The organism is Halomonas sp. 113 (genome assembly GCF_904067645.1).
Classification (GTDB): domain Bacteria; phylum Pseudomonadota; class Gammaproteobacteria; order Pseudomonadales; family Halomonadaceae; genus Vreelandella; species Vreelandella titanicae.
In genome coordinates this window covers 3,605,261-3,617,831 of record NZ_LR881453.1, presented here as the reverse complement: position 1 = coordinate 3,617,831, position 12,571 = coordinate 3,605,261, and the positions used below count along the sequence as shown (strand labels likewise).

The following is a 12,571-nucleotide window of genomic DNA, read 5'->3' as shown; positions in this document are numbered from 1 at the left end:
CGCTAATGGTTTAGCACGCGGCGCAGAAAATCCTGGGTGCGCTCGTGGGAAGGCTGGGTAAGCAGCGTGTGGGCGTCGCCGGATTCGACAATCTGCCCGCCATACAAAAAGCAAACGCGGTCGGCGACTTCCTTGGCAAAGCCCATTTCATGGGTGACGACCACCATGGTCATGCCTTCGTTGGCCAGGTCACGCATGACGGTTAACACATCGCCCACCAGTTCGGGGTCGAGGGCGGAGGTGGGTTCATCGAACAGAATGGCTTCCGGTTGCATGGCCAGGGCGCGGGCAATGGCGACACGCTGCTGTTGGCCGCCGGATAGCTGCTGTGGATAGGCATTGACTTTATCGCCCAGCCCGACTTTCTCCAATAAGGCGACGGCATTGGCGTGGGCGATATCGCGGGGTTCGTTTTTGACGAAGATCGGCCCTTCCATCACGTTTTCGACCACCGTGCGGTGAGGGAATAGGTTGAAGCGCTGGAAGACCATGCCGACTTGAGTACGCAGGTCGTTAATATCTTTGCTGACCACATCGACCTGGCGGTCATTGATCGTAATGCTGCCCTGATCATAGGACTCCAGGCCGTTGATACAGCGAAGGACGGTCGACTTGCCAGAGCCTGAGGGGCCTATCAGACACACCACTTCACCCTTGGCGACCGTTAGGCTGACCCCTTTGAGCACTTCTACGTCGCCAAAGGATTTATGAATAGCGTTGATATTGATCATGATTTGCCTCCTTTCGCTGACTTGCCGAAATAGCGCTCTAGGCGGTTAACGCCAAAAATCAGCGGTAGACTAAGGCAGAGATAGAGCAGGGCAACGAGGGTATAGACTGTGGTGTTCTGAAAGGTGGAGGCGGCGATTAGCTGCCCGGCCCTGGTCATTTCGGCCACGGTGATGGTGGAGGCGAGTGATGAGTCTTTCAGAATCATGACGGCCGTATTGCCGTAGGGAGGTAGCGCAATACGAATCGCCTGGGGCAGTACGACACGACGCATAATGAGTTTGCTTTTCATGCCGATGGATCTGGCGGCTTCGATCTGGCCCGCTTCAATCGCTTCTATACCGGCGCGGAAATTTTCCGCTTGGTAGGCGCTATAGGCGACGCCGAGGCCGATAATACTTGCCTGAAAGGCGCTAAGTTGTATGCCGAGTTCGGGGAGTACGAAGTAGATATAAAACAGTTGAACAATAATCGGTAGGCCGCGCACCACATTGATGAAGGTGCCTGCCGTGAGCGACAGCGCACGCACGGGCGAGAGCTTCATCAGGGCTAAGAGCAGGCCGAGCAGGGTGCTTAGCAGTAGGGCGCCAATGGTGATCTGCACCGTAATCAGAGCACCTTTTAATAGAATAGGTAGAAAGGCGGTGATGTCCGAAAACTCCATGGGAAGCCTTTATTTTGCATGCACTTCTTCAACTACCCCCGAAGGGGCAGTGAAGCGGTGCTGGGGTGATCATTAGCAGGCTGATTCGTTAATGCTGCCGGTGGGTTACCTGGCGGTGGCTTATAAGCCCCACTCTTCGAAGATGGCATCGAGGGTGCCATTCTCTTTCAGGCCAGCAAGTGAAGTGTTTACTTGTTCCAGCAGCTCGGTGTTTTCCTGGTCAACCGCAAAGCCAATATGGCCAACCATTTGTTGCTCGTAGTTGTCGGCTAGCTGAAGTTCAGGAAAGCGGTCTTGGCTGAGGTGATAACCCATGATGGGTGCGTCACCGACACCCGCCACAATGCGACCTAACGAGATGTCGCGCATCATGTCCGCCAGGGAATCGTAATTTCGGATTTCGGGAAAAATGCCCATGCTGTTGAGTTGTTCGACATAGGTGGTGCCTACCTGGGCGCCAATCACTTCGCCTGAGAGGTCTTCCAGTGTGTTGATCTCGCCATCGTAGTCCTGACGGGTAACGACGCCTTCACCGTAGGGATAGACATCATCGCTGAACGCGACCTGTTTTGCGCGCTCTTCGGTCTTCAGCATCGCGGCGGAAATGATGTCGATATGCCCAGCGGTCAGCGAGGGTATCAATGCGTTGAACTGGGACTCCTGAATAGTGACCTCATAGCCCATATCTTCGCCCAGTGCATTGACCAGATCCACCATCGCGCCGGTGATTTCATTGGTTTGCACGTCCAGGAACGTAAACGGAATCCCGCTTGGTGTTCCGCCTGCTTTTAGCACTTCCTGTGCGTTTGCCGTGGCACCAAGCGATAAGGCTGCGCCCAGTACTGCTGGTAATAGCATCGCTTTTTTAAAGTGAAGAAGAGGTTGGCTGTCAGATTTAGGTTTCATTGGGTCACCATCGAGAGTGTTGGGAATTGTTATTTACGCCTTGTTAATAACTTTTCGGTAACGTCACTTCAGAGCCTAGGTGACTTTTTATTTATCGGCAAGAGTTATTATTTATCGCATTGCGATAAAATAAGGATGATGCATGTTTTAAGCACGTACCTTCTAGGCTCTTGGCCAACGCACTAATGTGTTGATGAATAAAATCATCAAAATGTATGTTTCCGATGATTTTTTGGTTCGCTTATGTATGCCACTTATTTATGCAAAGTTGTATGTTAAGTATTTTTACTTAAAAATCAGTTGCTTGATTGTTTTTTTAGGTTGGCACGGCGTTTGCTATGTAACAAGTAGCCAGCATGCATACCTCTATGGAGCGATGGCGCTGGTACAACAACCAATAAAACGCTAATAGGAAACGCCAAATGCAGTTAAGTAGCCTTAATCGAGTAAGTAGCTTTAAAAGTGCCGGGAAGTTGATTACCGGCCATGGGGCTGCACAGCAGTTGCAGTCATACGTCCAAACGCTGGGAATGAAGTGCCCCTTGCTTGTTACCGACAGCGGTGTGGTGGCTTCAGGCACGCTGGAGATAATCACCGAGCAGCTAATGGCGCTAAATGTGACCTATGAGGTGTTTGATCAAGTAACGCCCGAGCCGGAAGTGGAAATTGTTGAAATCTGCACCCGTGCTTTTATTGCTGGCCAGTACGATAGCGTCATCGCTATTGGCGGTGGCAGTGCTATGGATATCGCTAAGTGTGTGGCGGTTTATGCGCGTTATGAGGGGCCACTTGAGGGGTTGTTTGGCGAGAATAAAGTCGCCCGGCGTGAGGTTCCTTTAATTGCTATGCCGACTACTGCGGGTACGGGCTCTGAAGTCACTAATATTGCGATTTTGTCGGATAAAGCCCAGCAAATGAAGAAAGGCATAGTAAGCGATTGCTTACTACCTGATGTAGCCATTGTCGCTCCTGAGCTGACGCTAAGCTGCCCGCGCTCTGTGACGGCGGCTAGCGGTGTGGACGCACTGGTGCATGCGGTGGAAGCCTACCTTTCAAACTTTGCCACGCCCATTACCGATGCGTTGGCGGTGAAAGCAATGAACCTGATTGTGCACGCGCTGCCCAAGGCGTTTGCCAATCCTAACCATCTGCAGGCCCGCGAGGATATGGCCACCGGCAGCCTGTTGGCGGGGCTGGCGTTTGGTAATGCGGGTGTAGGCGCGGTGCATGCTTTGGCGTATCCATTAGGTGGGCGTTACCACTTAGCCCATGGTGTCACCAATGCGCTCTTGCTTCCCTTCGTCATGGAGTGGAACAAGTTGGCTTGCGTTGAGCGCTTTCGGGGTATTGCGGTGGCGTTCGACGAGCCAGTAACGGGCCTTTCCGATGATGCGGTGGCGGATCTGGTTATCAAGCGCTTACACAAACTGTGCGCTGATGTGGAGATCCCTTCTGGTCTGCGTTCGTTTGATATTCCTGAGTCTGCCATTCCGGCATTAGCTGCTGAGGCGATCAACGTTGAGCGCTTGTTGCGCAATAACCCACGGGTATTAACTCAGGCGGATATTGAGGCGATTTATCACGCCGCTTATTAACGTTTAATAACAACAAAGCATCTATCTAAAAATACTAACAATTTTAAAACAGGAGTCCATGCCATGAATGCCTGGAAGCATCGCGTTGACGGTGAAGAGAGCCCGTATACCCCGCTAGGGCCATTTAAACTACGCCTGCCTTTTTATCACTACCGTTTTGAACTGCCCGACTACTTGCAAGGGCTATTAATGTGTGCGGTGGATCTTGCTGCGATCCCACTAATGATGCAGCTGTTAGGAATGCCGTTTGAAGCGGCGTTGGCTATTGTGATTTTAAATGGCTTGCTCTATTTGATGCATCACTTGCTGGGTGACCCGGTTATTCCTGGTTGGATTACCCCTGCGATCCCTTTGTTGATGGCTTATGTGGCGACCTTTCCAGAGGGGGTAGACAGAGTTCATGCGCTGATTGCCTTCCAGATGATGCTGGGGGCGCTAGCTCTGGGGCTGGGGGTAACCGGCATGGCCAGTAAAGTGGTGCGGCTCATACCATCTGCTATTAAAGCGGGGGTCATTATGGGCGCTGGGTTGGCGGCTATTGTCGTGGTGTTTGATGAGGGCGGTCGCTTTGAGCAGTACCCGTTCACCATTGCGATTGCTGTGGGTGTTGCGTTTTACCTGATTTTCTCTCGCCATTTTAACAAGCTGAAATCAAAGGGTGGCTTGTGGGGCGCCATAGGCAAGCTGGGTATTTTCCCAATCATCGTACTGGCAATTGTGGTGGCTCCGCTGTTTGGTGAAGCTCCGTGGCCGAATGTGGAGTGGGGTTTTAGCCAGCCTGATTTTGCGTTGATGTTTAGCGAATACACGGTGTTTGGCGTTGGCTTACCGCCGCTGGCGATGTTTTTGACCGCACTACCCACCGTTATCGCCGCTTACATTGTGCTGTTTGGCGATGTGCTACAAAGCAAGGCGTTGCTGGAAGAGGCCGATGAGAAGCGTCAGGACGAAAAAATCGACTATAACCCTAATCGCGCACACATGATTTTTGGTGGGCGTAACTTCGGGATGAGTATCTTTGGCCCCGATGTGGTGATGTGTGGCCCGCTGTGGGCTGCGATGCATGTGGTAACGGTGGAGCGTTACAAGCAGGGTAAAGCGGCGATGAACTCTATCTTTGGTGGCTCTGGCTCGTTTCGCTGGGGAACAAATACGGGATTATTATTGTTGCCGATCGTGAGTCTGGTGCAGCCGATTCTAGGGATTGCACTGGCGCTGACGCTGTTGATTCAGGGCTACGTGAGTGTGCGTATTGGCATTATGGAGGCGCGCAGCCAGCGGGACTTGGGTATCGCGGGCATTATTGCCGCCATGCTAGTTATTAAAGGTGCTACTTGGGCTTTTGCGGTAGGTATCTTGCTTTGCGCGTTAATTTACGGCAAACGCTTCTTCTCAGGCGAGGTGGATAAAACCTTCGTGAAAGATTGGGATGAGACATTGCTACCAGAGACTGATCCTGAACCGGAGGTGCCTTTGCGCAAATAACAGACTCTGCCTTTATAGTGACTTAAAAGCTATTGGATTTAGAACCAGTGTCCACCGTGAAAGCGGTGGGCGCGGTCTATCAGGGGAGCTGTTATGCAACGTATCGAAGAGTGCCTTGCGTTGGAAGCCGCGCTGCCGTTATTTGATTTGCACGGCACTGATGCGGTTGAGGTGTTTGATACCCACGGTCAGGTGATTGGGGTATTAACTCGCACAGATATTGAAAAGGCACAGCGCGACGCGGCGCTAGGCCAGTTGGTAGGCGAGTGTATGCGCTACCGCGTAACAGGCATTAAACCTCAGATGGAGGCTGAAAGGGTTGATGCGTCTGGCTTTGACCAAGAGCCATTACGTTCTTTTCTGGATGCCTTGCATGACGGTGTTTATATCACCGATGCCAATGGTATTACGGTGACGATCAATAAAGCCTACGAACGTATCACCGGCATTTCGCGAGCTGAGGTAGTGGGCTTTCATATGGCTGACTTGGTGAAGGCGGGGTTTATTTCTAAGTCAGCCTCGTTGGAAGTTATCCGGGAACGTCGCCCGATTACGCTGGTGCAGACTATTCATGGCAGTCGCAAGATCGTTGTGACCGGGACGCCTATGTTCAGTGCCGATGGCTCCATTGCCTACGTGGTTACCAGTGTGCGTGACATTACCGAGCTGTTGCTGGCGAAACATGCTCAGGAGCAGCTGGAGCAGATCCAGCGCATTCGTGAGGCGTATAAAGTACCTGAGATAAAGTCACTGAGTGCGCCAGGGGTGATCACCAGCCAACAAACGGAACCCTGTTTTGCGCTTGCTAAGCGAGTGGCAAAATCAACCGCGAAGATCCTGATTCAAGGGGAAACGGGTACGGGTAAAACGCTGTTGGCGCGCTATATCCACCAGCAAAGTGACCGTATGGAGGGGCCGTTTTTGGAGCTTAACTGTGCGGCATTTCCGGAAGGGTTGCTGGAAGCAGAACTGTTTGGTTATGCACCCGGGGCGTTTACCGGGGCTACGCCAAGAGGTAAGCAGGGGCTACTGGATGTGGCCCATGGTGGCACGCTGTTTCTGGATGAAATCGGTGATCTTCCTCTCGCGTTGCAGGTGAAGCTACTCAAAGTGGTGGAAGAGAATCGCTATTTGCCAGTAGGCGGGACAGCTTTTCGTCATACCAACGTGCGCCTGATTACCGCGACCCATCAGGATTTAAATGACCACGTTAAGAAAGGGAGCTTTCGTGAGGATCTATTTTATCGCATAAGTGTGGTGCCGCTATGGTTACCGCCTTTGCGGCAACGTCGCGATGAGGTAATCCCCTTACTGAACTATTATCTAGACCACTTCAATCAGTTACACGATGTTAATAGGCGCTGGAATCCCGAGGCGTTGGAACTACTTTCGAACTACTCATGGCCTGGCAATATCCGCGAGCTGATCAATTTGACCGAGCGCTTAGCCGTCACGGCGGTAGGGGACGAGATCACTACCACTACGCTGCCGCATGAGATATTTCCCGCTCTGCCCCTTAGTTTAGAGCCCGTGAGTGGTGATCTGCGACAGCAGGTTAAGCGGTTTGAGCAGCAACTCATTCAACAAGCGCTTGCCAAGCATGGCACGACTCGCGCAGCGGCCGCTGTGCTGGGAATCGATCAGTCGACGTTGGTGAAAAAGCAGCGGCGCTGGCGTTAGTTCATATTGTGCATCTGCTACTCAAATGTAGGCCCACCGGCTTCTTCGCCCCACACTTCTTCCAAGCGGCCGTCGCGACCACAGCTGTAGCGGTAGAACTTATAACGCACAGGGTTCTTTTGATAATAGTTCTGGTGGTACTCCTCAGCAGGCCAGAACTTGGTGGCTGGTACTATCTGGGTGGCGATCTCCCGGTCGAAGCGTGCTTCCATTTCGGCTTTGGACGCTTCGGCCAGTTCACGCTGGGCTTCGTCATGATAGAAGATCGCCGAGCGGTATTGATCGCCTACATCACAGAACTGACGGTCGACCGCAAAGGGGTCGACGTTGCGCCAGAAGATTTCTAATAGCTGCTCGTAACTGATCTGTTCGGAGTCGTATTCGATTTGCACGACTTCAGCATGGCCAGTACCGCCCTGGGAGATTTCTTCGTAGGTGGGGTTCTCTAGCTCGCCGCCGATATAGCCGGAAATGGTGGAAGTGACGCCGGGTTGGTTATCGTACGGCGGTTCCATACACCAGAAGCAGCCACCGGCAAAAGTCGCTTCTGCACTGCTCTGAGCTTGAAGCGAAGGGCTGGCTAGGCCAGCGGCCGCCAATACGCCAAGCGTAAATGGACGAAGAGGGGACAGACGGATCATTGCAAGCACTCCGGTGGAGGGGGCGAGTTACTGCTTAATTAGTGAGCTGATTAGTCGCTTGGTGTTCCTTTTCCTTACAGTCCCTTTATCACTACCTAGCCTAGACGATGGGGCCATACCTCATCCAGCGTACTGAGCGCAGCGTTGACAGTCGATTCGTTGGTGCTTTCATGACGCCAGATAAAGCTTAACGCGCAGGGCAGGCGAATATTCTCCGCCACTGCCAGGCCGCTCTCCTGGCGTTCGGTCATCGCCAGGGCGTCCCGGGCCAGGCTTAAGCCAACGCCTGCGCGCACCAGGTCAAGCATGCAGGCCTCCTGATCCACCTGGGCCACCCGATTGGGAACTGCGCCGCTCGGTGCCAACGCCTGTTTTAACAGCCGGTGGTGGGCGGAATCCTGTGGCGTAACAATCCAGGGCAGCGTGGCTAAGTGCTCCCAACGAGTATCAATGAGTCGATTTTCCCAGCCTGCTGGGGCAATCACGTGATAATCAAAATGGGTTAGCTCACGCCAAGCAAGCGTCTCATTGCCTTTTCCAGGGCCTTGAGCGGGTGGCGCCAGGTAAAATCCAACGTCTAAGTCGCCTTGTTCAATGCGATTAAGCACGCTGCCGCTCATCCCATGGTGAAGTTCGGTTTCTAACTGCGGTGCACGGGCCATCAAGCGGCTCAAAAAGGCGCCTAGACGGAGAAATTCGGGGTCGACAATGGTGCCAATTGAGAGCTTGCCGCGCAGCGTGCTGTGTAATGTCCCGGCGGTTTGCTCAAACGACAGGGCGCTGGCCAGCGCCTTTTCAGCGGCAGGCAGCAGTGCATGGCCGTCGGGCGTCAGAGCAAGGCCTTGAGGACGGCGGCTAAACAGCGTGAGGCCTAAATTCGACTGCAGTTGCTTCAACTTTAGGCTAATGGCCGGCTGAGTCAGGTGCAGCTGTTCTGCGGCGCGTGACACGCTGCCTGTTCGTGCAACGGCCACGAAGGCGCGCAGGGTGGCGTACTCTTGCATGATTAGCCTCAAATGCTCGTCGTGATATTAGTAAATCTTATAACTGGCTTTTAAATAACTCAATTGATCCGTTCACTAGGCCCAGTAGGCTAGGCTGAAAGTAAGCTTTTTGCACACGCTTTAAACATGCGTTCTTAACTAGGTACTCCCATGACAACAACAGCGATTCAGCACTTTATTAATGGTCAGGTCACCGCGGGTGAGTCTGCTCAATCCCAGGACGTCTTTAACCCTGCCACTGGCCGAGTTACCGGTCGTGTGTCGCTCGCTTCCCCGGCGGACGTCAATACGGCGGTAGAGGCCGCACAAGCCGCTTTTCCTGCCTGGGCCGATACCCCTCCGATCCGCCGCGCCCGGGTGATGTTCAAGTTTTTAGAGCTGTTAAACGCTCATAAAGATGAGCTAGCCGAAGCAATTACCAAAGAGCACGGCAAGGTGTTCACCGACGCCCAGGGTGAAGTGGCCCGTGGTATCGATATTGTTGAATTTGCCTGTGGTATCCCGCAGTTGTTAAAGGGTGACTACACCGAGCAGGTGAGTACCGGGATCGATAACTGGACGATGCGCCAGCCGCTGGGCGTCGTTGCAGGTATAACGCCATTTAATTTCCCTGCCATGGTGCCGATGTGGATGTTCCCGCTGGCAATTGCGGCGGGTAATACATTTATTTTGAAACCAAGCCCGCTCGATCCCAGTGCTTCGCTGCTGATGGCTGACTTGCTTAAGCAAGCTGGCCTGCCCGACGGCGTGTTTAACGTTGTGCAGGGTGATAAAGACTCTGTGGAAGCGCTGATCGACCATCCGCATGTTAAGGCGCTGTCGTTTGTGGGCTCAACGCCAATTGCCAACCTGATCTACGAGCGCGGCGCGCGCAACGGCAAGCGCATTCAAGCCTTGGGCGGGGCCAAAAACCATATGGTAGTGATGCCGGATGCACATTTGGATAAAGCCGTCGACGCACTGATTGGCGCCGCCTATGGCTCCGCCGGCGAGCGCTGCATGGCGATTAGCGTGGCGGTGTTGGTAGGTGATGTGGCGGATAAAGTCGTGCCAGCATTGGCTGAGCAGGCTAAAGCGCTGAAAGTAAAAGATGGTATGCAGCTGGATGCGGAAATGGGCCCCATTGTGACTCGTCAAGCCCACCAGCGGATTACTGGGTATATCGAAAAAGGCGTGGCTGAAGGTGCTGAACTGGTGGTTGATGGACGCAACTTTAATGCTTCATCGGCAGGCGAGGACTGCGCCGACGGGTTCTGGATGGGCGGCACGCTTTTTGACAATGTCACTCCCGAGATGACGATCTATAAAGAAGAAATTTTTGGCCCGGTGCTGGTTTGCGTGCGGGTGCCGGATATCGCCACTGCAATCCAGTTGATTAACGACCATGAGTTTGGCAACGGCGTTAGCTGCTTTACCGAAAGCGGTACGGTGGCGCGGGAGTTTGGCCGCCGTATTCAGGTCGGCATGGTGGGTATCAATGTGCCCATTCCGGTACCTATGGCATGGCACGGCTTTGGTGGCTGGAAGCGCTCGCTGTTTGGTGACACCCACGCCTATGGGGAAGAAGGCGTGCGTTTCTACACCAAGCAGAAATCGATTATGCAGCGTTGGTCGGATTCGATTGATGCCGGGGCTGAATTTGTAATGCCCACGGCGAAGTAGCGACTAAACGTTACCGGAGCCAACCAATGTCAGAATCTACCCATAACAATATCGACCATATCAGTTACTTCGACTATATCGTGATCGGCGCAGGCACCGCGGGGTGCCTGATGGCTAATCGTTTGAGTGCCAATCCCAATAATAAGGTACTGCTGATAGAGGCGGGCGGTCGCGATAACTACCACTGGATTCATATTCCGGTGGGCTACCTCTACTGCATTAATAATCCACGTACCGACTGGCTGTTTCGCACCGAGCCCGATAAAGGCCTCAACGGCCGTTCGCTGATCTACCCGCGGGGGAAAACCCTGGGCGGCTGCTCTAGCATCAACGGCATGATCTATATGCGCGGCCAAGCGCGTGACTACGACCACTGGGCGGAAGTCACCGGCGACGATGCCTGGCGCTGGGAGAACTGCCTACCCGACTTTATCAAACATGAAGACCACTACCGTCTGGACGAGGGCGGAGATGCAGACGCCCAGCACCGGGATTTTCACGGCCACGGTGGGGAGTGGAGGATCGAAAAGCAGCGCCTCAAGTGGCAGGTGCTGGATGATTTCGCCGAAGCTGCCGTGCAGGCGGGCATCCCGCGTACCGACGATTTTAACCGTGGCTCTAACGAAGGCGTGGCCTACTTTGAGGTCAATCAGCGCTCGGGCTGGCGCTGGAATACCGCCAAAGCGTTTTTGCGCCCCGCGCTTAAGCGCAAAAACCTCACACTATGGCACTCCACTCAAGTCAATCGGCTGCTGTTCGAAAAAAGTGCCAACATGCTGCGATGCACAGGGGTGGAGGTGGAGCGTGAGGGCAGCCCGCTTCGCGTCATGGCGAACAGGGAAGTAGTGCTCTGCGCAGGCGCGATTGGTACGCCGCATCTGCTGCAGCTTTCCGGTGTGGGGCCCGCAGAGTCGTTGCGTAAGCATGGCGTTGAGGTAGTGCATGAGCTGCCGGGCGTTGGCGAGAACTTGCAGGATCACCTGCAGATTCGTTCGATATATCGGATTACTAATGGCAAAACCCTCAATGCCATAGCCAGCACGCTGTGGGGTAAAGCGGGAATTGGCCTTGAGTACCTGTTTAAGCGCTCTGGGCCGATGAGCATGGCACCTTCGCAGCTGGGGGCTTTTACCCGCAGCACAAAGGATCAGCCGCACCCCAATATTGAGTACCACGTGCAGCCGTTAAGCCTGGAAGCCTTTGGTCAGCCGCTGCATCCCTACCCAGCGATTACCGCCAGCGTATGCAATTTGAACCCTACCAGCCGGGGCACCGTGCGACTTAAAAGCAGCGACCCGCGCCAGGCACCGGCGATTTCTCCCAATTACTTGAGCACCCCTGAAGATCGCAAAGTGGCGGCGGATTCTCTGCGGGTGACGAGGCGTATCGCCGAGCAGCCTGCGTTTGCCAAATACGCGCCGGAAGAGGTGAAACCCGGCGTCGAGTATCAAAGCGACGATGAGTTAGCCCGGCTGGCTGGTGATATCGGCACGACTATTTTCCACCCGGTGGGCACCGCACGTATGGGCCAGGAAGATGATGCGATGGCAGTGGTCGATGCACGGCTGAGAGTGCGCGGTATTAGCGGGCTAAGAGTGGCTGACGCCAGCGTTATGCCGACCATCACCAGTGGCAACACCAATTCTCCGACGCTGATGATTGCCGAGAAGGCCGCCGGTTGGATACTGGCTAAGAGGCGTGAGGTTTACTAGCGACAAAATCTACTAAGCAGCGTTTTATGGGGGTGTTGACGCAGGAGGGTGGTTGAGCGCAGAATAGTTACAGTTGGTTAGCAAGTCGAACGTTGTCAGCAGTATAGAAGCGCCTCTAGCGTTAAATCTGGTGAAAGTCTCTTGTTATACCCACTGCAACTCGGGTATTTCCCGGTTTAATTAGCAACATCGAGGATTTCGATCATGGCAACTGGTACCGTTAAGTGGTTCAACGACACTAAAGGTTTCGGCTTCATTTCTCCTGACGACAATGGCGACGATCTGTTCGCGCATTTCTCAGAAATTCAGGCAGAAGGCTTCAAATCCCTGCAAGACGGCCAGAAGGTTTCCTTCGACGTCACACAGGGTAAAAAAGGCCTTCAGGCTTCTAACATCAAAGTAGAAGGTTAATTCCTTTACTAAGGTGTTAACAATCACCGCCTAGCGTTGATTGACCAGAAAACCCCGCCGAGCGCGGGGTTTTTTGTATCTG

Annotated in this window: 11 protein-coding genes; 6 read left to right on the top strand and 5 right to left on the bottom strand. The window is 53.7% G+C overall.

Annotated features, from left to right (window positions below; translation table 11 throughout):
• Positions 1–2: 2 nt before the first annotated feature.
• The 3 genes from YERSI8AC_RS17115 to YERSI8AC_RS17105 all read right to left on the bottom strand — a co-directional run bounded on the left by YERSI8AC_RS17115 (position 3) and on the right by YERSI8AC_RS17105 (position 2,299).
• Positions 3–731 (bottom strand): amino acid ABC transporter ATP-binding protein, encoded by a 729-nt coding sequence (locus tag YERSI8AC_RS17115; protein WP_159177173.1) that lies wholly within the window; start codon positions 729–731, stop codon positions 3–5.
• Positions 728–1,393, bottom strand: coding sequence for an amino acid ABC transporter permease (locus YERSI8AC_RS17110; RefSeq protein ID WP_022522437.1), 666 nt, complete (start codon positions 1,391–1,393; stop codon positions 728–730). Before YERSI8AC_RS17110 ends, YERSI8AC_RS17115 begins: the two co-directional genes overlap by 4 nt.
• A gap of 120 nt (positions 1,394–1,513) precedes the next feature.
• Entirely contained in the window at positions 1,514–2,299 is a 786-nt protein-coding gene (locus tag YERSI8AC_RS17105; protein ID WP_201304236.1) for an ABC transporter substrate-binding protein, read from the bottom strand.
• 422 nt (positions 2,300–2,721) lie between these two features.
• Here YERSI8AC_RS17105 and YERSI8AC_RS17100 point away from each other — a divergent pair, with 422 nt between their 5' ends.
• The 3 genes from YERSI8AC_RS17100 to YERSI8AC_RS17090 all read left to right on the top strand — a co-directional run bounded on the left by YERSI8AC_RS17100 (position 2,722) and on the right by YERSI8AC_RS17090 (position 7,059).
• Positions 2,722–3,894 carry an iron-containing alcohol dehydrogenase gene (locus tag YERSI8AC_RS17100; RefSeq protein ID WP_022522440.1) on the top strand — a complete coding sequence of 391 codons (1,173 nt, stop codon included), beginning with the start codon at positions 2,722–2,724 and terminating at the stop codon, positions 3,892–3,894.
• Positions 3,895–3,957: 63 nt separating this feature from the next.
• Positions 3,958–5,379 carry a hypothetical protein gene (locus YERSI8AC_RS17095; protein WP_022522441.1) on the top strand — a complete coding sequence of 474 codons (1,422 nt, stop codon included), beginning with the start codon at positions 3,958–3,960 and terminating at the stop codon, positions 5,377–5,379.
• A 93-nt stretch (positions 5,380–5,472) separates the two neighbouring features.
• Positions 5,473–7,059, top strand: a complete 1,587-nt coding sequence (locus YERSI8AC_RS17090; protein ID WP_159177171.1) for a sigma 54-interacting transcriptional regulator — start codon at positions 5,473–5,475, stop codon at positions 7,057–7,059.
• A gap of 17 nt (positions 7,060–7,076) precedes the next feature.
• Here YERSI8AC_RS17090 and msrA read toward each other — a convergent pair whose 3' ends face one another.
• A complete protein-coding gene (msrA, locus tag YERSI8AC_RS17085) occupies positions 7,077–7,700 on the bottom strand; it encodes a peptide-methionine (S)-S-oxide reductase MsrA (protein WP_022522444.1) in 624 nt (207 codons plus the stop codon).
• A gap of 95 nt (positions 7,701–7,795) precedes the next feature.
• Positions 7,796–8,704: a LysR family transcriptional regulator gene (locus YERSI8AC_RS17080; RefSeq protein WP_159177170.1), complete on the bottom strand. Its 909-nt coding sequence runs from the start codon at positions 8,702–8,704 to the stop codon at positions 7,796–7,798.
• Between the two features lie 150 nt (positions 8,705–8,854).
• Here YERSI8AC_RS17080 and YERSI8AC_RS17075 point away from each other — a divergent pair, with 150 nt between their 5' ends.
• From YERSI8AC_RS17075 to YERSI8AC_RS17065, 3 genes are all read left to right on the top strand, one after another.
• Positions 8,855–10,366 (top strand): CoA-acylating methylmalonate-semialdehyde dehydrogenase, encoded by a 1,512-nt coding sequence (locus YERSI8AC_RS17075; protein ID WP_159177168.1) that lies wholly within the window; start codon positions 8,855–8,857, stop codon positions 10,364–10,366.
• A 26-nt stretch (positions 10,367–10,392) separates the two neighbouring features.
• Positions 10,393–12,078, top strand: a complete 1,686-nt coding sequence (locus tag YERSI8AC_RS17070; protein WP_022522447.1) for a GMC family oxidoreductase — start codon at positions 10,393–10,395, stop codon at positions 12,076–12,078.
• A 204-nt stretch (positions 12,079–12,282) separates the two neighbouring features.
• Positions 12,283–12,489, top strand: a complete 207-nt coding sequence (locus YERSI8AC_RS17065; RefSeq protein WP_022522448.1) for a cold-shock protein — start codon at positions 12,283–12,285, stop codon at positions 12,487–12,489.
• Positions 12,490–12,571: the final 82 nt, after the last annotated feature.

Coding starts and splice junctions, on each gene's coding strand:
- YERSI8AC_RS17105 (WP_201304236.1), bottom strand. CDS start 2,299: ATGAAACCTAAATCTGACAGCCAACCTCTTCTTCACTTTAAAAAAGCG.
- YERSI8AC_RS17065 (WP_022522448.1), top strand. CDS start 12,283: ATGGCAACTGGTACCGTTAAGTGGTTCAACGACACTAAAGGTTTCGGC.
- YERSI8AC_RS17115 (WP_159177173.1), bottom strand. CDS start 731: ATGATCAATATCAACGCTATTCATAAATCCTTTGGCGACGTAGAAGTG.
- msrA (WP_022522444.1), bottom strand. CDS start 7,700: ATGATCCGTCTGTCCCCTCTTCGTCCATTTACGCTTGGCGTATTGGCG.
- YERSI8AC_RS17100 (WP_022522440.1), top strand. CDS start 2,722: ATGCAGTTAAGTAGCCTTAATCGAGTAAGTAGCTTTAAAAGTGCCGGG.
- YERSI8AC_RS17070 (WP_022522447.1), top strand. CDS start 10,393: ATGTCAGAATCTACCCATAACAATATCGACCATATCAGTTACTTCGAC.
- YERSI8AC_RS17075 (WP_159177168.1), top strand. CDS start 8,855: ATGACAACAACAGCGATTCAGCACTTTATTAATGGTCAGGTCACCGCG.
- YERSI8AC_RS17110 (WP_022522437.1), bottom strand. CDS start 1,393: ATGGAGTTTTCGGACATCACCGCCTTTCTACCTATTCTATTAAAAGGT.
- YERSI8AC_RS17090 (WP_159177171.1), top strand. CDS start 5,473: ATGCAACGTATCGAAGAGTGCCTTGCGTTGGAAGCCGCGCTGCCGTTA.
- YERSI8AC_RS17095 (WP_022522441.1), top strand. CDS start 3,958: ATGAATGCCTGGAAGCATCGCGTTGACGGTGAAGAGAGCCCGTATACC.
- YERSI8AC_RS17080 (WP_159177170.1), bottom strand. CDS start 8,704: ATGCAAGAGTACGCCACCCTGCGCGCCTTCGTGGCCGTTGCACGAACA.